Genomic DNA, 18,564 nt, shown 5'->3' on the forward strand with positions numbered 1-18,564 from the left:
GCTTTTACCCTATACCCCTAATCAGGCTTGTACTTTTCCTGGTTTAACACCCTCGGAACGTGGACGGAGCATACTTCCTACGATTCGCAACATGGATTTGCGTGGTATGAGGCGGGTGAACTGTGCTGTCCAATAATTCCTGGCCCCCGGCACAGCATAAGGTTTGCCTGACTCCAGTGCCCTCATGGCTACGGCCACGACATGCTCAGGTGTATCACGTTTGCCCACCGAGGCTTCATCAGCACCCACTACATCAAAGAACGAAGTCTCGGTTGAGCCTGGGCACAGTGCCAAAAACTGAACGCCACGTTTCCTGTTTTCTTCGTATAATGCCTCTGTAAAAGAAAGTACAAATGCCTTCGTTGCTCCATACACAGCCATATACGGATCAGGTTGAAAGGCAGCCGTCGACGAGACATTAATGACAGCACCATTTTTCTTCTGTAACATGCCTGGCAAGAAAAGATGTGTCATGTTCGTCAAGGCGAGCACGTTCAACATAATTTCCTCCTGCTGCCGGCAACCATCCACCTTTTCAAATAATCCATGGGTAGCAAATCCCGCATTGTTGATCAGCATATCGATGTGTATTCCCCGATTCTGACATTCCTCATATACGTTCTGAGGTGCCTCTAATTCGGAAAGATCCGATACGATTACCTCAGCCCTTACTTGATATGCACGTTCTATACGTTCTGCCAATTGATTCAGTTTGGACTCTGTTCTGGCCACCAACACGATATTTTTACCCTTGGAAGCCATTTCGAGTGCAAAAATTTCCCCAATACCTGAAGAAGCACCTGTAATAAGTACCCATTGATGCTGTTCCTTTATCATCTCTCATCCATCCTCTGTGCATAATTTGAACACTTGTTTTCATCAGGAAACATTGTTTCTGTATAGAATCATCGTAACCAAATTGCATGATGCTGTCAAATGCATTTGTTAAATTTGGATCTAGAACGGGGTGCTCAATTACTAAACTCGGATTAAATTGACGTTATCCGGCGTAAAACAGTAGAATGACCATAAAAGGAAACATAGTTTCTGTTCAACAACAATACGGTTACGAGGATGAAATTAATGAAGGATCTTAATTCGGGTTCCACGGAATCTGCACATACGGTAACAACCTTTCAGGAAGCCAGACTCCAGCACTCGGATAATCTGCGACAAAATATTGTGCATGCTGCTGCTGCTTTACTGCAAGAGCATGGACCAGAAGCTGTCACAGTGCGGCGTGTAGCTGAACGCATGGAGTGCTCCACCAAAATCATATATAACCTTTTTGGCAAAAAAGAAGGGTTGGCCAAACATCTGTATCTAGAGGGCTGCTCCCTCATGGCCCAGCGTTTTGAAACTATACCCCGGCAGGCATCGTTCGAACAATATTTCCGTGATCTGGCCTACGTCTACTGGGACTTCGGCATTTCTCAATCCAGCTTCTATCAGCTGATGTTTGGAGGATCTTTTTCCGAATTCAAACCAGATGGAGAGACCTTACAGGGAACAGCGACTGCACTTAAGCAAGTGTCTGCCTTAGTGGAGGTAGCCATTGAACAGGGAATGCTCAAGGTGCAAGATCCCATGCTTGCGGTTCGGATGATCTGGGCTCCCTTACACGGTGTTATTCATCTGTATTTGGGGGGCCATATTGAGAGCGAAGAAGCAGCCAAAACCCTCTATGACCATACGTTGTCCATGGTTATACACTCCCTTGTAAGTACATCTGCGAATGGATAATCATGAAGTCGGTGATATGTTAGAAGCTTATAGAAGATAAACGAAAAAGGAGCAGACCCATTGGCGTAATACGCCTAGGGCATGCTCCTTTATTTGGTTAACTTTATCTAATTGCGTAACGGTTTCAGTCGATTAACGTGCCTCTTCGTTCTCAGCTTCCCAACGTGCAATTTCTTTACGCACGATTGGAGCGACTTCTTTACCAAGTAGCTCGATTGCTCTCATAACCTCGTTATGCGGCATGGTGCCGAGTGGAGTGTGTAACATGAAGCGGGTAATCCCGACTTCTTTGCGCAGGTAAATAATTTTCTGAGCTACGGTCTCCACATCACCTACATACAATGCACCTTCCAGGCTACGCGCCGCATCAAATGTAGCACGGCTGTAGTGTCCCCAGCCACGTTCACGACCCAGTATGTTCATGACCGCTTGCGCTGGCGGGAAGAATTTCTCCACAGCTTCGTCTGTTGTATCGGCAATGAAGCCGTGAGAGTGAGAAGCAACGGTCAGCTTGGAAGCATCATGTCCTGCATGTGCAGCTGCTTTCTTGTACAGCTCCACCAGTGGTGCGAATTGTACCGGACGACCACCGATAATGGCAAGCACCAATGGCAAACCGAGCAATCCTGCACGAACTACGGATTCCTGATTACCGCCACTGCCAATCCATACCGGAAGTTTTTCCTGTACAGGGCGCGGGTAGATGCCCAGATTATTAAAGGAAGGGCGGTGTTTGCCTTCCCAGGTTACTTTTTCCGAATCACGCAGTTTGAGCAGCAAATCCAGTTTTTCGTCGAATAACTCATCATAGTCGTTCAGATTATAGCCGAACAGTGGGAACGATTCGATAAATGATCCCCGCCCTGCCATAATCTCTGCACGCCCGTTCGAAATGCCGTCCAGTGTCGCAAAATCTTGATAGACCCGTACCGGATCATGCGATGACAGCACGGTTACCGCACTCGTCAAGCGAATATTCTTGGTCTGTGAAGCTGCTGCCGCCAGAATGACAGCTGGTGATGAAGCGGCGTAGTCAGCACGATGATGTTCTCCCACGCCGTATACATCCAAACCCACCTGATCTGCCAAAACAATCTCTTCAACAACATCGCGAATGCGCTGCGCATGACTGATAAGTTCTCCTGTTTTTACATCCGGATTCGTCTCCACAAATGTACTAATTCCGATTTCCATTGTCTATTCCTCCCTGGTATGAAGCGATCCGTTGTTCATCTAACCTATTGTAAGTAGATCACCTTTTGTTATATATCTTAATATTGAACTATTTTGATGAAAAACACAAGTACCCCCTGTTTCCAGAGGGCACTTTTATAATTATTTTCTATCGATTATGGCTTGATTAAATTCCATAAATCTCTGAAATTTTCATCGAGGACCTCTCATGCTAACATATCGTTCTCTTGCCACAACTTCTGGACGTGAAGTGTGAAAAAAGCAGTATTCCCGTCTGGGATCTTCCTGATGCAATTCACCATAACGTTTTAGTGCCTTTGTAGAATCATCAAATGAATCAATCACTGCAATCTCTTCAATGTAACGCTGGCCTTCTCTTGAATGCGCCTTGGTTGCCTCAAAAACGACCCACTCATTAGGGAATCGCTCCTGAACTTCCTTCCATTGCATAGTGACACCTCCAGACCATTAGATAGAAATATTATATCATGTGGAAACAGCACTCCATGGGCTGACATTCTAAATTAAATACATTTTTTAGAGTATTGCTTGTAAATCCATTATTTCTTCCTCCCAATGTACAGCAGATGCGACGAGATTCCCAATATGGAAGGGTCTTTGGCGGCTTCAATCATAAATTGCATGAGTTCATCATACTCACCACGCTCTTTCCAGTATTGCTGCTGCTCGTCCGTGAGCATGGCTCTAAGACTGGATGAACCAATCAAATCTACGGTTTCAAATCCATGTTGCTCCATGAAGGGTGTAACGTCCTGAATATTAAAATAGTATGCTCCCGTAAATCGTCCTTGATCCTGATGATCGAATATACCCTTTTCCACAAAAGAATGGATTGCTGCCATGTTATCATTCGGTTTCCAGTGCTGCGGAGATTGCAGCGAATTGATACTCATGCGCATTCGGCTTTGCATCGCTACAAACACCACGCCTTCTCGCTTGGTCACACGGTACAACTCCCGTACAGCAGCCATCCGCTCTTCGTCTGTCTGTAGATGATATAACGGCCCCAGCATGAGGGACGCATCGTACGTCTCGTCAGCCATACCGGAGAGCGAAGTGGCATCGAGAACATGGAATCCATCGAATTGCTGTGTCAAACCAAACTCCTGAGCCTTTTGCCGTGCAGTATCCACAGAGGAAGGTGTCAGATCCGATAAAGTGACTTGGTACCCCAGCTTCGCAAGCTCCATGGCATACTTTCCTGGTCCTGCGCCATTATCCAGAATACAACCAGTAGCGGGGAGATGTTCCCTAATGTAATGCATGTTAATGATGAATTCAATTGGTTCCCGCTCCAGTCTGCCCCACTCATCAAACCCAGAATAATATTCAATAATGTGATCTCTCTTCATCGCTCTGACACCTGCCTTTTCTTATATGTAGACTACTCATCCATGTTCAAAAAAATTAAATTCCAACCAGTATATATCTACTAAATATTTCCTGTCAAACAAAAAAACGTTCAATTCCCATTGAATGCGGAACTGAACGTTTCTCGATCTTATCTTATATCTTTTTCACAAACTCCGACTTCAACTTCATCGCACCCAAGCTGTCGATCTTGCAATCAATATCATGATCCCCATCAATCAGGCGGATATTCTTCACCTTCGTGCCTTGTTTGACCACGAGTGAGCTACCTTTTACCTTCAAGTCTTTAATGACGGTAACGGTATCACCATCACTTAGCACATTTCCGTTGGCATCGCGGATTACTTTTGCATCCTCTGCGTTATCATTGTCTGCTTCCAAAGACCATTCATGCGCACACTCCGGGCAAACCAAAAGGTTACCATCTTCGTACGTGTACTCTGAATTACATTTGGGGCAATTAGGCAAATTAGACATATGTATTAAACTCTCCATTCTACGATTGGCATTCCCGCAAGTATACGGGATTTCGACGGTATATTCCATACGCTTGGTCACTGCATGGATGGATTTAAACCAAATTTAAGGTTCATGCCTCCCTCACTTTAAGGGTAACTACTTATGATGTAACTATTAGATACGCACTACACATACATGAATTTTAATGTCTATATGAATATTATTATATTTAATACCAAAGGAGTTCCTGCTTATGTCCTCATATGTTTTCCCTGTGCAAACGGCTTTTTTGATCTTTGTATTTGCGGCCATGTTCTTGCTGGTGCCGTGGTTGATCTATGGTTATCGTAAAGACGGTTTCTTCAGCTGGTCACGGTTTGGCATCAGCTTTTCGTTTATCTTTTATATTTTGGCCGCCTACTGCCTCGTTATTCTCCCGTTTCCGACTACGCGAGATACCTGTGCGCAGCAAGCCGCTGACACGATCTACTACAATCTGGTTCCATTCACTTTTGTCAAAGACATCATGAAAGAAACACCCATTGTATGGACCCAGCCATCCAGCTATATCGGAATGATTCAGGGCAGAGCCTTCTTACAAGTTCTATTTAACGTCCTGCTCCTTATGCCGCTGGGTGTATATATCCGTTATTTTTTTCAACAAAGAGCCTTCTGGAAGTACGCCCTGCTAGGCGGATTCGGGCTTTCCTTATTCTTCGAGATTACCCAGATCACCGGATTCTATGGGTATTATAATTGTCCTTACCGCCTTTTCGATGTAGATGATCTGTTATTGAATACTTCGGGAGCGATCATTGGATTTTTCACAGCGCCCATCCTGCTTGCTTTATTCCCATCACGTGCAAGCATTCAGGCGAAGAGTGAACAGATCGTGGAGCAAAACCGAGTGTATACTATGCCTCAATTGCTCGCGTTAATTATCGATGGAGTCGTTGTTGTCTTCCTTTCGAATCTAATCTCCATCTTTACAGCGTCTGATGTGATCAGTGATGCGCTAAGTACATCCATTGCTATGGTCATTGTGCTGTTCTTCATACCTTGGGTGAGAAATGGTGTAACTCCAGGCTCGGCCATCTTGCGATTCCGCTATGTGAATCGTCAGACCGGCACACCCACCAGTGAATCGTTATTCAAAAGATTTGCCGCACTCTATGTTCCATGGCTGCTCGTTACGATCATTCGCTTGGTCAACGATTATGCTTTTTCAGGTCATCAGGATGTGATGCTTCAACCTTATCAAATGTGGATCTCCTTGGGGACATTCGGTATCTATATGTTAGTCTACGCCGTGCTCTTTGTTCATGTCTTGATCGTGCTTTTCTCTCGTGGAAAACGTTCCTTCTACTTCGATGAGGTGTCCCGCACACGTGCCTCTCGTAAATAATGTTTGGAGTATAACAAGGCATAATGTACCTCTATTTAGTGCTTACGTTCTGCTTACTTCGTTAGCCAGATTACAAAAAGAGGACGTTCATTCTGAGAATGAACGTCCTCTTTTGATTAGGCGCATAGCAGTTATTCAGAGCATTCGTACACAATAACCCACCTAGATTATAACCCTAACAGCTCTCGCTTGGCTGCATCCGGATCATGTACGACCTCAATCTCATGGTTGAAGATTAGTGTCGCACGATCCTGCTCATATTCAGGCCAGTTCACACCTGCTACTTCAGGTTGGCCATTCTTGGCAAAGGAAATCCAGGCATCCTGTACCTTGAGGGCAAGTGCAGCCGCAGCTTCATCCGGCTCTGCATTCATGAATTTGAGGACATGCAGTGTATTAAACACAAAGAACATTTCGATGCTGTGAATCGCTCTTTTTAACAAGGGATGTTCCGGCATGACCCAATCAAATCGATACATCCACACCGGGGCATACTTCTGTTGTGCCGCAGCATATTGCAGCGCTGACCGCCAGAAGAACATATCGGTCATCACTTGGGCTTGTCCATCAGCTGTTTTGGGATAACTATCCGCGATGGCTACCCGGTTCTCCAGATCTGGTGTCATAAAGTCTACGCCCTGAACCATATCGATTTCTTTTGAAAAAGGTACATGTGGCTGGATGAACAGTGCACCCTCGTGTAATGTTGTACCAATCAGCACTGGAATATCCTGCGCTGAGCCTTCGCTCACTGCCTGAAGTGGCACCTGTGGTAGTGTCTTCCCATCCAATACAGGTTGGAACAATAATGCCATACCTGCCCCGCTCTGCTGTTTGACCGTTTCACCAGCTGCCATAATCTGCTCTACAGGAATTGTATTTAACTTCTGCAGGTTGTCCCGGTCCACCCCAAGAATCTTCAGCATCCCTTCCCGCAACGCTGAGGCTTGCTCTGCCGGCATCAACTGGGAAGCACCACTCTCCATAATGGCACGTTGGAAGAGTCCTTTGGCCGATGGCATCGCCATTAGTGCCGCAATACTCATACTGCCCGCTGATTCGCCGAACACCGTAACTTGATCCGGGTTACCACCAAAAGCAGAGATATTATCCTTCACCCACTGTAATGCCGCAACCTGATCCAGCAGACCTGCATTGGATACATATAAATCACCTAATGGAGCCATATGCAGGAAACCCAAAGGTCCTAATCGGTAGTTAATCGTCACAACGATAACGTCCCCCCGAACCGCTAACTGTGTACCATCATACATCGGCTGGCTACCTGAACCTGTTACAAAGGAACCACCGTGAATCCATACCATGACCGGCAGTGGTGTTGCTCCTTTTTCCTTAGGTGCCCAGATGTTCAGATATAGACTATCTTCTGACTCATTCGGAATTTCTGTCTGGCCTTCTGGTTGGTGATTTCGAGGTTGTATATTCTCAGGTCCAAATTGAGTGGCCTGTCTGATTCCATTCCATGACTCGGGCTGTATCGGAGCCTTGAAACGCAGCTCACCTACCGGAGGTTTCGCATAAGGAATGCCTTTCCATACGCCTGCATCGTGCAAAAGTTCGCCTTGAACGGTACCATATGTCGTTTGAACCTGAAGTTCTCTCATGCCGCTTCTACTTCCTCTCCGTAAATAGGTTAAATTAACGAGTACGTGCATATCATGTGTACTTATTTGAGTATAGTTTGTAGTCATACCTATTTACAACTTTACCCAACTCTAGCCTCTCCTGCTACGTTTCACGTGGAACTTTATGGGGTGGATGATCTGATACATACCTTTAAGATGGACACCAAAAAGGCCACCCATTGATCAATATCATCAAGTCTAACTTATCTTAATGACATTAACCCTTAGCATGACCCTTTACCGTTGATTATCCAAATAACTACCCTACTGTAGGATATCGCACCGTAAACTCAACACCTTCGATCCATTCGCCCGCGACAAAGTCACGTCCCTTCACAACAACCCGATCCTTATAAATCTCCACATGAAGCCCTTCGCTGCCTTCCAGATGTTCATCCTGATCCGTCCATAGATAACCTACAGACGACGCATTGAACATCGTTGGCATCTTGCCTGCACCATCGTACATCGTATGCTGTGCCTCCAGTTGCCAATGGGTATGTCCCGAGAAGAGGATCGCTTGCGGGTATTTGGCTAGAACGGCCTTGAGTTCCGCATCCTGATTCACACCATACCAGCCTTGTTCCTTCAACGACCCCGCTACCGTATCCATAAGCGGCTGGTGTAAGAAAATGAAGATGGGATGCTCTCGCGTTGCACGCTCAGACAATTTGGCATCTAGCCACTCCAATTGTTCGGCCGACATATCACAATCCTTCGGATGAGGTTGCTCGGTGCCCAGGAAAATATAATGATACCCATCGATCCAATGATCGTGGTAAGAGCCCTTCATGCCTGTTGTCCCTTCGAAATCACTTAATCGACGCTGCCACAACCCGGCGACAGTAATTGGTTCGACTCCTGAAGAGATCGGTCCCCCATCCTGACCCTCCTGCTCCGAAGTTACAGCAGACAACGTATATTTCCCGCCCGATAACTGCTCAATTAGTGCAGCTGATTCAGCAGCGGTTTGTTTTGTGACCAGCTCCATATCTGCTTCCTGATCCAATAACTCGGCTACTTCATCTTCTTTCAACTCAAGCAAAACGATCGGCGGATCTTGCCATACCACGGCTCCAATATCATGATTACCTACCGTGTACCGGATGTCCGGCAAACTCTTCGCATGTTGCTTCCATATGCGTTGCAACTCACGATATTCGCTCGGCAGACCCCGATCCGTCACGTCGCCCACATGCATAATCCCGCTGCTCCCCTGACTAAATGTAGCTATGTCGGCTAATGCTTGGTCCAGATGCCGGTTATGGATATGGTCTGCCTCATCTCGCACATGTGTGTCTGTAATGACCTGGAAGCTGGCAAGAGGTTGCTCCGGTGTATGTTCATTTCCCATCAAGAATCACTCCATTTCAGTCCAATAATGCCAATCAGAATAAAACCGATCCATACCATCGACGTGAGCCGCAGACGTTCACCAAAAAAGCAATGCCCTACAACGCCAATGAGCGTAATGCCCACGCCAGACCAGATCGCATAGGCCACAGCCAGCGGCATATACTTCACTGCAAAGTTGAGAAAGGTAAAGCTTGCGCCATAACAGACAAACATCAACACCGAAGGCCATAACCGTGAGAATCCATCCGATACTTTTAGCAAAATGGTAGCGCTCAGCTCCAGCCCGATGGCCAGTGCCAGTAGTAACCAGCCCAGGTAAGCATGACTGTTTGTCATCGATTCAGCCCACCATTCAGCAATTCATGGAAGGATTGAATCGTTCTATCCGCCAAGCGGATTTTTCCCGTTTCTCCAATGCCAATCCTGTACCCCGCACCAGCGGTTCGTGCCATCTCCATGTCTCCGTCCGTATCTCCAATGACCACGGTATGCTGCACTGATACACCCAACCGTTCACAGGCAAGCAGTAGCATATCGGGAAAAGGTTTGCCGCGCTCCACCAGATCTGTGCCAATCACCACGTCAAAAAAGGAATCCAGTCCCATCCACTGTAAATGTTTAATTGCACTAGGTGTATCATCTGCCGTCACTACACCCATAACCACGCCTTCGCTACGGCACTGTTCAAGGAATTCTCGAACACCCGGTAACGGATGTGCCGGACGATGCTGCTCCATCTCTTCCTCCGCTCGCGCCAAACACTCCCGGACCATAATCTTGGCTTCCGCCCAGCTGAGACCCGCACGATATCCATGCCACGTCAGCACGGCATACACTTCATCCATGGTGCCCATCGCAAGTGGCCCCCGCACATCATACCCATTCATTCGGCCTTGATCATCGTGGAATGTACCCCAGATCTGTGGGAATTCATCTGTGTCGATACGGAGTCCTCTAGTCGCTAACTGTTCTCTGAAATCGTTCAACACACAATCGGTCCAGAACCCCCACATACCCGTGAAATTAAGTAATGTCCCATCCTTGTCGAACAAAACGGCTTCAATCGGATTTGCTAATCCGTCCACATATATTTCATCTTGCACTGGTTAAACTCCTTGTCTGCGATCTTGTATGAACGGAAAGGACGGTACAGCATGTACCGCCCTTTCCGCGTGAGTTACTTATAGTGATTAGTGATACGTTATGTTTACAATCTGGTCAGGTTCACGACCGAGTCTCTTGGAAACAGTTCTTGTCGATATCGTTACTTCGTTACCCGATCCAGTTCCTTCTGCGCCTTCTCTTTCGCTTCCTTCAGCGCTTGTTCTGCTGGCATATTATTGATCTGCACCTGATCAGCTGCATCTTTCAAAGCATCATTGATCTTGCCACCCGTTGGATCCTGGAAGGGAGCCGAAGCGTGAGCTGCCTGTTGCAGTGGTACGGTGATCTGTGGATTTTCCTCACTGAATTTCATGAACTCTGGATCTTGTTGGGCCGATTGACGTACTGCGATATATCCGGTGTTCATGGACCATGAAGCTGTGTTCGAAGTTTCAGAGAAATACGTAAGCCATTTGTATGCTGCCTGTTGTTGTTCAGGCGTTGCAGCTGACGGAATACCTGCCGAAATGGCACTTGCTACCGGTTTTCCTTCACCAATACCTTCCCAGCCTGGTTGTTGCATCGCAGCGACTACGCTAAAGTCCAAGTCGCCTTGGTCACCACTAGATCCGGTGTAACCTGCTGCTTTATTTTTCATCACATCATCAATGGTTTTGTACCAGTACTCCCAGCCCTGACCTCCATAATGAATGCCCATAATCTTGTCTTCGTTAATCCATTTACGGAACAAGTCCCATGTCTCGATCCATTCCGGGGAGTCAATCATAACGGTTTTGCCATCGTCGCTAAGAATCTGTCCGCCCTTACCCAGCACGGCATCAATCATATTGTCTCTCCCCCACATCGGTTCCCAACCGTAGAAGGTGGTCTTGCCATTTTCTTGCTTGCTCATCTTCGCAGCCGCTTCAGCCAGCTTCTCCCATGTCGTCAGAGTTGCTGGGTCGATTCCGTTCTCCTTGAACGTATCCATACGGTAGTACATGATCTGAGTTGTACCGTACATTGGCAAAAAGTATTGCTTTCCATCCACCTGTCCCTGGTTCAGGAATGTCTGAATGAAATCGTCTTTCTTAAAATTCGGATCAGCGGCAATCATCTCATCCATAGGTGCATAATATCCTTTACGTGCCCAGTCTATATTGGAGCTGAGTACAGCGGCTGGAACCTTCTTGGAAGCAATTGCTGCTTGCAGCTTCTGTTCCGTTTCCGTGTAATCTGCTTGTACAATCCCCTTCACAACGACTTCGTTTTGGGAGGCGTTGAACGCATCAATCGTCTTTTTCATGTTATCGCCCAGATTACCACCCAGACCATACCAGAACTCAATCTCCACCGGATCTTTCGCCTGAGCTTCGGTTCCACTGGCAGCAGCCGTCGTGCCTGATTCTGCGGGTGCTTGTGTTCCACAAGCGGTCAGTAGAGCAAAGCTTGTCGCAAGTACCAGCGACATGCCACCCTTCCAGTTCAACCTCAATCTCTTTTTCCATGTCATGCTTGCCTGACTCCAATTCATTGTTGTTCCTCCCGTTTTAGGTGAATGGTAGTGCATATCAGTTCTTGTTCACACCAGCCGTAATATTCACGCTCTGCATGATGGTCTTCTGGGTGAACAGGAAGAGAATAAGTAGGGGTGCGATGGTAAAGGCACTCGCAGCCATAATCTGTGGCCAAGCCAGTCCATATGCCCCGCCTTCTACAAAGAAGCTGCGCAGACCCGCCGATACTAGCTGTAAATCAGGGTCTTTGGTGATGAGCATAGGCCAGAAATAGTTGTTGTACTGTTCAATAAACGTAATCAGCACCATCACGGCGAAGCTTGAGCGAACAAGCGGCGTGATAATCGTCCAGAGAATCCGGAAGTGGGATGCACCGTCCAGCTGTCCGGCTTCCACCAATTCATGAGATACCTGCATGAACGCCTGCCGGATCAGGAAGATCGAGAACACGCTGACACAGTTGGATACAATCAAGCCCGTGTAGGAATCTAGCAGGTTAAGTTCGCTAAGTACCAGGTAACTTGGCAAATACACGGCTGTACTCGGTATCATATAACCCACCAGAATCAGGGAAGTCAGTACACCTTTGAGACGGAACTTCATATGTGTCAGGGCGTACGCCATCATACTGGAGTTGACGATCTGAAATAGACAGATGGCTAAGGCCACCCCGGTACTGTTCAGGATGTAACGGGCAAATGGTGCCGCGTTCCAGGCGTCTACATAGTTGCTCCACAGGAACGTCTCTGGCCAAAAGGTCGGCGGGAACTGCCAGATCTCATCATTGGTTTTGAATCCGCTGATGACCATCCAATAGAAGGGAAAGGCTGTACCCAGCGCAATAACGGCTAACAGGAGGTAGCGGATCAATTTACTTATTTTAAAATTCGGTTGTGACACGTTCTGCAACTCCTTGCGCTTCATCCGTTTAGACTTTTTGGTAGGCAATGTCATTGTCATTAGTAGTGCACCAGACGTCTGCCAAGCAGGAAGGATACTCCCGACAGCAACACGCAGATCAGAATGATCACAACGGCGATGGACGAAGCTTCACCTACATTAAAGGATTCGAATGCAGACTGGTAATACATATACAGCAACGTTCTCGTTGATCCCGCCGGTCCACCCTGTGTCATGACATTGATCTGGTCATAGGCTTGCAAGGACTGGATAGTAAGAATAATCGAGAGAAAAAACGTCGTTGGTGAGATCAGCGGCAATGTGATACTTCTGAATTTGTCCCAACCGTTTGCCCCATCGATTGAAGCTGCTTCGAGCAGATCGGAAGGTAGATTTCGTAGCGCAACGAGATAAAATACCATCGCCCACCCAATCGACTTCCAGAGCGTGACGATCAGAACAGCAACCAATGCCCAGTCCGCGTCACGCAACCATCCGATCGGAGATACACCTACCCAGCCCAGCATCAGATTAGCAAGTCCCACTTCGGGCTCGAAGATCCATGACCACGCAATGGACACCGCAACTGTCGGTGTGACCCAAGGTGAGAAGAGTAATGTCCGGAAGATGCCGGATGATTTAATTTTGCTATTCATGAGTATCGCCAGTGCCAATCCGCCCACAATGGTTGGGATTACACTTCCAAGTCCGAATAACAAAGTGACTTTCAGTGACCGATAGAATTCAGAGTTTGTCAGCAGATAACTGTAATTGTCCAAGCCAACGAACAGCTTGTCGGGGCTCATAAAGTCCCAGTCGGTGAAACTGAGATAAACGATATATCCCAGAGGTCCCAGCCAGAAGATCAGCAATGGGATTAGAGCTGGCAGCGTGAATAGGACCGCCTCAGACTCCCTCCATAGTTTTAAACGCAAATCCCCCACCCCTTACTGTCCAATTTTTCTTTAATGATTGGGAATTTTTGAGTATAATCGACTTTATATTTCTTCTGTACAAAATTGATTGTACACTCGTATTGAAAATTCTAATTCCGGCTTATGTTAAAATTGGAGCAAGTCATGTAAAATATGAGGCAGCTAGTGGGAACGCTATCATAAACCAGAGGTGACATTGTGGGAAAAGAAACCGCCGGGAACCCGAATCATTCTTCGTTACCTGATCGGCATGCGCTGAGGGAGAGAGTTATTGAGGCCATCGCCAATACGATGGATCTGTATGGGGTGAATCATACATTTGGCAAATTATACGGCATCATGTATTTTGAAGATCGACCGATGACACTTGAAGAGATGAAGACCTCGATGAATATGAGCAAGAGCAACATGAGCTATGCGGTTCGGTCACTTACGGAGTCACAGATGATCTATAAACTGGAGGAAAAGAAGGAGCGCCAGGATCAATATCTGGCTGAGACCGACTTTTATCGTACGTTCCAGAATTTCTTCGGGGCCAAGCTCCAACGGGAAGTAGATGTCATGTTAGAAGGCATTCGTGAGGTCATTCCTGACCTGTCGACACTGATCCTTTCGGAACATACCTCTTCTGAAGATCGAGATGATGCACTGCGTGATCTGCACAAACTTCAACATGCGGAGCAGTATTACGTCTGGCTACAAGGATTTGTGGATCAGTTGCGGGACGGTAAGTTTTACGAGAATGCTGCACACACGCCCGATAAAGAGTAGTACAACTGCGTAAACAGAATAACTAATGGGTGACCCAAGCGCTAACGAACCTAGACGATCTGACGTACCATTGTTGAGTCACACTAAACCGCAAAAAGGAGCTGTTCCTAGCCAATGTATGGCTTTTGGAACAGCTCTCTTTTTATTCTATCTATTGTATTGTCATATCCTATCCGTTTTTAGGGGTTCTATTTTCCATATGCTACTGCGTTAATGACCCCTTTTTTCTTTTAAAAATATTACTTTTGCGCTGCAGCTTCGATATCTGCATATGCCCAGTGTGTTGCTGGTACATCACTGAACGTTGGCGTAACTGCGCCATTTAGAGGTGTGCGGTTGAACAGTACGTTCAACACTTTCACCGCTTCAGCACGTGTCAACTCGGTATTCGGTTTAAATGTACCATCGTTGTAACCAACCATCAGGCCAGCGGATTGCACGTATGCAATCGCATCTGCTGCCCACAGGTCTCCGGATACGTCTGTGAAGGAAACTGCTGGAACACTCACGGTTGTTGCACTCGCTTGTTGCTGCATCCAGCGATACGCAATCGTTGCCATCTGTGCACGAGTAATCGAACCTTCCGGTGCAAATTGAGTGTTGCTCATGCCGTTCATGATGCCAGCGGATTGCGCTTTTAGAATCTCACTTGTTGCCCAGTGTGTTACAGATACATCCTTGTAGCTCAAGCTACTCACGGAACCTGCTGCCGCTTCAGTTGCAAGATTGCGAGCTAGCATTACCGCCATCTGTGCACGTGTTACGAATGCATCTGGGCGGAAATCTGCACCAAAACCTTGGATGTACGGTTGATGTGTACTTTGTGAAGCTTTCAGTCCATCCACAACAACGAGGGTGAACGTACTGAATTTTGTTACGGTAAACTCAATACCTTCGCTGTTATCCGCGAGTTGCACCAGTTTGCCTTGAATCAATTCTTTTGTTCCGTCACTGTGTTCGATATAAATTGCCAAGTTGTCCAATGCCTGCTGACGAGCAGCCGGATCAGTTGGCAGACTGTCACGCAGTGGCAATGTGAGTGTCACTTCGCGGCTCTGCATATTCGTGTCGATCTCTACCGGACGAGCCAGTACGCGCACATTCGTATTCGGAGCAACTTGTTGAATCAACTGCTCTTTCTTCGCACGCTCTTCGACTTCCTTACGCTCGGATTCCTTTTTCAAAGGTACAACGCGGAAGTACAAGTCTTGATCGAATCCGGCGATGGAATTCGTCGGAACGGAAATCACTACATTTTCAGTGGAGATTTCAAGTTTCAGCGAACCATCATTCAGTTCTTTTACCGCTGCTTTAGGCAGTTCAATACGTGTCTCGGACACGGAATCTTTGGTATCTGGAATAACAATGCGTGCGGTGTTCATGTTCAATTGTTTCGCTTTTTCCACCGATTCCTTGGCAATTGCTTCGGTCATTTTCACCAGATCTTTGATCGTGCCGTTGGTTTCGGTTGTACGTGTGATTGGCGTTTTGGTCAAGTTGGTACCGTTTGTTCCATTAACGTCAACCACGATCTGCTCTTGTTTCGTTGTTGGTGCAGGTGTAGACGTTACTGGTGTAGTCGTGGACGATCCACCACCACCTGTGTTTCCACCCGGGTTAGGTGTTGGAGTATTGGATGTAAACGTAAGTGTTGTCCATTTCCATGCCGGTGTGTTGCCTTTGGCTCTTACACGAACCACAATTATTTGGTTGCCCTCAAATCGATCTGTGTTGGTGAATTTACTCCAAGTCTCCCCATTGTCTTTGGAGTATTCCATCGTTTCATCTGCACCGATAACCACATTGGCTGTATCATCAGCAGTCACTTTAGGCGCTGGGGGAGCAAAGAACAAGTCAAATGCTCTTTGAATATCTTTAATTTTTTCATATCCTCCAACAGGTCGTTCACTAAGCATCCACTCTGCGAGTTGTTGCTGCTGCTCCATATCCTCTGATATGTCATTTAATCGGTTCAGTTGCAGCGGGAATTCTTGAAGCATTGCTTCAGGATATTGATTCATATACATTTCTGTCTGCACTTGCATCATGTAGTAAAACGTTAAATGCTGCCATGCCTCATTTGCAGACGAAGCTTGGTTAATTGAAGGCAGCTCTCCAGATATCATAAACAATAAACTGACATCACTATCATTGTTCATCGTGACAGAACTCACCTTCGCAATATAAGCAATCATCCGTTGATCTGCTTCATTAGCTTCCAGATAAAAATCAGCTGCTGCCTTGAAGTGTTCAAAATCTTCTTGTGAGAAGAGACCCGGGCCTTCTAACAAAATCTGTTGGTAGAAAGTTTGCAATTCATAAGCCATTTCACGATAATCTAACCGATAGGCTTTGAGTGCCTTGGCACTCGCATCTACAATAAATTGGACCTGATCTCCATTATAGGAATTCGAATCAGGTATCAACTGCACTAATGTAGCCGCAACTGTATTTTGCTCTTCTTCAGTCAAATCACCAAACGAGCCGGACTGAGTCAGCAGATCCGTGTTTCTTAACAGAGATAATATTGCATCCCGATCTTTGGCAAGTATAGCTTCGTTTAATTGTGTCAAAGACTCTTTTGCAGGTGTATCAAAAAATTGGTCAAAATATTTCTGTGCCGTACTGTATGTCTCATAGCCATTACCCGGTTTTTTCAGCAGCATCCAGTCTGCAAGCTTCTCCATTTCAGTCATGTCGGAAGAAACGCTTTGCATTTTACTAAAATCAAGCGGGAATGTACCAACAAGGGTCTCTTTATCTGTACCTTTAAACTCCTCTGCTTGTTGTTGAAGGTTGTATAATTCCTTTAGCGCTTTAATCATTTCACTCTGTGTTGAGGCATTCGTAAATTTGGTAATTTGGAATGGAGCCATCGAAAGATTCATCACTGATTCTTCAAGGGATGGGTTACTAGTAATTCGTTGTAACTTAATTTTGAATGCCAGCAAATTCCGTTCCAGATCAGAAGCATCAAAATATTGATCTAGCATCGGTTTAATCATATTCAGATATTCAGGACTAACCGACGCTGCAAAAGTAAAAGATTTGTCGTAATAAATACTCAATCTTTCTTGGACATCGGACAATTCATTTGCCTTCATTACTGAAATACCTTGTTGAATATAATCGACCAAAAGTTGAACCTCAAGATTACTCTGATATCCATTAACAGGTTCATTCATTTGTCCCGCTAAAGTTACCAGTGCATTCTGCTCTTCCAGGGGTAGAGATTCAAAATCCGGCGTCGTCGTAATAAAATTTTCATTTTTGAACAGTTCAGCTATTTTAGCTGCGTCAAAATTTTGACCAATGGCGTTATTAAACTCACCCAACGGTGTAGTAAATTTGATGGATTGCATCTGATATGCAAAATCCGAGTAACGATCCTGAACAATTACGTTAAAATAGTAGGTCTCACCTTCTGTTAAGTTAGTAACTATTCTAGAAAATGATCCATCTGTAGATTCTGAACCAGAAATCCAATTGCCATAAGCATGATCAACTGAGCTATTGTTGATTTCGTTCGCGTCCGTAAGATCAGAATTTTGGGAAAAGAAAACCCGATAACTCAATTCATGTGATGCAGTATTATCGGATTGAGCATATTCCCATTTAACCTCTACCGAATTATCGTTCACACCCTTCACCGTGATTAAACCATTATTGCCGGGTACCGGATACGATGCTCCTGCACTAACCTTTCCTGCTGGTGCCAGCCATGGAGCTACCAACACCAAAATGAGCAACATGCTCATTATTTTTCTGTACTGCATATTTCTCTTTCCTCCCTAATCTCGCTTTATGATATATAGGCCAATTGTAGTACACAACTCTGAACGGATTCTGAACAATAGAGCAAATAAAAGGTTTTAAATCCATTTTTATATATATAATTCGCGTTAAAAAACATTTTTTTCGTCATTATTCAACACTCAAAGTGAAATATATAATATCTAAGACCTACAAAAATGCATCACGTAAGATTAGATTCAATAAACTAGCCTAATGAATTGAACAAATAGATCACAGAAACACATCTTAGGAATATCCGTTCTTCGAATTTCATTAGAACAAAGAAAGACCACCTATTGGGGTGGTCTTCTTTGTCTATCTTATCAGCTATTCAAAACCAAGCTAAA

At 45.8% G+C, this 18,564-nt stretch carries 16 protein-coding genes; 3 read left to right on the forward strand and 13 right to left on the reverse strand.

Annotated features, from left to right (window positions below):
- Nucleotides 1-21: 21 nt before the first annotated feature.
- The gene (locus tag MKY44_RS28040) at nt 22-837 is read right to left on the reverse strand and encodes an SDR family NAD(P)-dependent oxidoreductase (protein WP_341009570.1); all 816 of its coding nucleotides are present in this window, start codon (nt 835-837) and stop codon (nt 22-24) included.
- 246 nt (nt 838-1,083) lie between these two features.
- Here MKY44_RS28040 and MKY44_RS28045 point away from each other — a divergent pair, with 246 nt between their 5' ends.
- The gene (locus tag MKY44_RS28045; RefSeq protein WP_341009571.1) at nt 1,084-1,743 is read left to right on the forward strand and encodes a TetR/AcrR family transcriptional regulator; all 660 of its coding nucleotides are present in this window, start codon (nt 1,084-1,086) and stop codon (nt 1,741-1,743) included.
- 132 nt (nt 1,744-1,875) lie between these two features.
- Here the strand turns inward: MKY44_RS28045 and MKY44_RS28050 are convergent, their stop codons facing one another.
- The 4 genes from MKY44_RS28050 to MKY44_RS28065 all read right to left on the reverse strand — a co-directional run bounded on the left by MKY44_RS28050 (nt 1,876) and on the right by MKY44_RS28065 (nt 4,806).
- Nucleotides 1,876-2,937 carry an LLM class flavin-dependent oxidoreductase gene (locus tag MKY44_RS28050; protein ID WP_074092773.1) on the reverse strand — a complete coding sequence of 354 codons (1,062 nt, stop codon included), beginning with the start codon at nt 2,935-2,937 and terminating at the stop codon, nt 1,876-1,878.
- Nucleotides 2,938-3,129: 192 nt separating this feature from the next.
- The gene (locus MKY44_RS28055) at nt 3,130-3,387 is read right to left on the reverse strand and encodes a hypothetical protein (protein ID WP_341009573.1); all 258 of its coding nucleotides are present in this window, start codon (nt 3,385-3,387) and stop codon (nt 3,130-3,132) included.
- A gap of 110 nt (nt 3,388-3,497) precedes the next feature.
- A complete protein-coding gene (locus MKY44_RS28060) occupies nt 3,498-4,310 on the reverse strand; it encodes a class I SAM-dependent methyltransferase (RefSeq protein WP_341009574.1) in 813 nt (270 codons plus the stop codon).
- Nucleotides 4,311-4,464: 154 nt separating this feature from the next.
- Nucleotides 4,465-4,806: a zinc ribbon domain-containing protein YjdM gene (locus tag MKY44_RS28065; RefSeq protein ID WP_017691576.1), complete on the reverse strand. Its 342-nt coding sequence runs from the start codon at nt 4,804-4,806 to the stop codon at nt 4,465-4,467.
- A 235-nt stretch (nt 4,807-5,041) separates the two neighbouring features.
- Between MKY44_RS28065 and MKY44_RS28070 the strand changes: the two genes are divergently transcribed.
- Entirely contained in the window at nt 5,042-6,193 is a 1,152-nt protein-coding gene (locus tag MKY44_RS28070) for a VanZ family protein (RefSeq protein ID WP_341009575.1), read from the forward strand.
- A gap of 167 nt (nt 6,194-6,360) precedes the next feature.
- Here MKY44_RS28070 and MKY44_RS28075 read toward each other — a convergent pair whose 3' ends face one another.
- From MKY44_RS28075 to MKY44_RS28105, 7 genes are all read right to left on the reverse strand, one after another.
- Nucleotides 6,361-7,818 carry a carboxylesterase/lipase family protein gene (locus MKY44_RS28075; RefSeq protein WP_341009577.1) on the reverse strand — a complete coding sequence of 486 codons (1,458 nt, stop codon included), beginning with the start codon at nt 7,816-7,818 and terminating at the stop codon, nt 6,361-6,363.
- A gap of 280 nt (nt 7,819-8,098) precedes the next feature.
- Nucleotides 8,099-9,193 (reverse strand): metallophosphoesterase family protein, encoded by a 1,095-nt coding sequence (locus MKY44_RS28080; RefSeq protein WP_341009578.1) that lies wholly within the window; start codon nt 9,191-9,193, stop codon nt 8,099-8,101.
- Nucleotides 9,193-9,531 (reverse strand): DMT family transporter, encoded by a 339-nt coding sequence (locus MKY44_RS28085; protein WP_341009580.1) that lies wholly within the window; start codon nt 9,529-9,531, stop codon nt 9,193-9,195. Before MKY44_RS28085 ends, MKY44_RS28080 begins: the two co-directional genes overlap by 1 nt.
- Complete coding sequence (locus tag MKY44_RS28090) at nt 9,528-10,298, reverse strand: HAD family hydrolase (RefSeq protein WP_341009582.1); 771 nt, start codon at nt 10,296-10,298, stop codon at nt 9,528-9,530. The genes MKY44_RS28085 and MKY44_RS28090 overlap by 4 nt, the downstream gene beginning before the upstream one ends.
- A 161-nt stretch (nt 10,299-10,459) precedes the next feature.
- Entirely contained in the window at nt 10,460-11,833 is a 1,374-nt protein-coding gene (locus MKY44_RS28095) for an ABC transporter substrate-binding protein (RefSeq protein ID WP_074092779.1), read from the reverse strand.
- 37 nt (nt 11,834-11,870) lie between these two features.
- Nucleotides 11,871-12,716 carry a carbohydrate ABC transporter permease gene (locus tag MKY44_RS28100; protein WP_235599520.1) on the reverse strand — a complete coding sequence of 282 codons (846 nt, stop codon included), beginning with the start codon at nt 12,714-12,716 and terminating at the stop codon, nt 11,871-11,873.
- Between the two features lie 59 nt (nt 12,717-12,775).
- Nucleotides 12,776-13,651: a carbohydrate ABC transporter permease gene (locus tag MKY44_RS28105; protein WP_341009583.1), complete on the reverse strand. Its 876-nt coding sequence runs from the start codon at nt 13,649-13,651 to the stop codon at nt 12,776-12,778.
- 198 nt (nt 13,652-13,849) lie between these two features.
- Here MKY44_RS28105 and MKY44_RS28110 point away from each other — a divergent pair, with 198 nt between their 5' ends.
- Nucleotides 13,850-14,422 carry a GbsR/MarR family transcriptional regulator gene (locus tag MKY44_RS28110; RefSeq protein ID WP_341009584.1) on the forward strand — a complete coding sequence of 191 codons (573 nt, stop codon included), beginning with the start codon at nt 13,850-13,852 and terminating at the stop codon, nt 14,420-14,422.
- A gap of 239 nt (nt 14,423-14,661) precedes the next feature.
- On the opposite strand, the gene MKY44_RS28115 is transcribed toward MKY44_RS28110, so the two are convergent.
- Nucleotides 14,662-18,198: a DUF4073 domain-containing protein gene (locus tag MKY44_RS28115; protein ID WP_341009586.1), complete on the reverse strand. Its 3,537-nt coding sequence runs from the start codon at nt 18,196-18,198 to the stop codon at nt 14,662-14,664.
- Between the last annotated feature and the right edge of the window lie 366 nt (nt 18,199-18,564).

Source organism: Paenibacillus sp. FSL R7-0026, assembly GCF_038004485.1.
Taxonomy (GTDB): domain Bacteria; phylum Bacillota; class Bacilli; order Paenibacillales; family Paenibacillaceae; genus Paenibacillus; species Paenibacillus xylanexedens_A.